General features: G+C 64.6%; 1 pseudogene. It reads right to left on the bottom strand.

What is annotated here, in order from left to right:
• A pseudogene (locus AC5RTT_RS20675) lies at positions 1-777 on the bottom strand (pyruvate dehydrogenase (acetyl-transferring), homodimeric type); the annotation flags it as partial.

The raw sequence follows: 777 nt of genomic DNA, 5'->3' as shown, positions 1-777 counted from the left end.
GGACCAGGGGCACGCCGTGGGTGGCGTAGGCGGTGCCGGCGGCGGTGAAGGCTGCCACGGCGCCGGCTTCGTTGATGCCGGGGTGGATCAGCTGGCCGGCGGGGGATTCCTTGTAGGCCAGGACCAGGTCACGGTCCACGGACAGGTAGTTCTGGCCGCCCGGGTTATAGATCTTCGCCGTCGGGAAGAACGCATCCATGCCGAACGTACGGGATTCATCAGGCACGATCGGAACCAACCGGTGCCCGAACTTCTTGTCGCGGAGCAGGTCCTTCAGGAGCCTGACGAATGCCATGGTGGTGGCTGCCTGCTGCTTGCCCGAGCCGCGCTTGGCCACCTCGTAAGACTTGGCATCCGGCAGTTCCACGGCCTGGTGGTTTGAACGCCGTTCCGGAGTGAAGCCGCCTAGCTCCCGCCGGCGGTCCAGCAGGTAGGCGATCTCGGGTGCGTCCGCTCCCGGATGGAAGTAGGGCGGGCGATAGGGGTCAGCCTCCAGTTGGGCGTCGGAAATGGGAATCCGGAGGTAGTCCCGGAATTCCTTCAAGTCCTGGAGGGTGAGTTTTTTCATCTGGTGGGTGGCGTTGCGGCCTTCGAAGTGGGGTCCGAGTCCGTAGCCCTTGACGGTCTTGGCGAGGATGACGGTGGGTTTGCCCTTGAATTCGGTGGCTGCCTTGTACGCGGCGTAGACCTTGCGGTAGTCGTGGCCGCCGCGCTTGAGGTTCCAGATCTGGTCATCGGTGAGGTCCGCGACCAGGTCCTTGGTGCGGGGGTCCTTGC

It is taken from the genome of Arthrobacter sp. Y3221157, from assembly GCF_059089865.1.
Note: the sequence above shows the minus strand (reverse complement) of the source record. Positions and strands in the feature narration are given on the sequence as shown.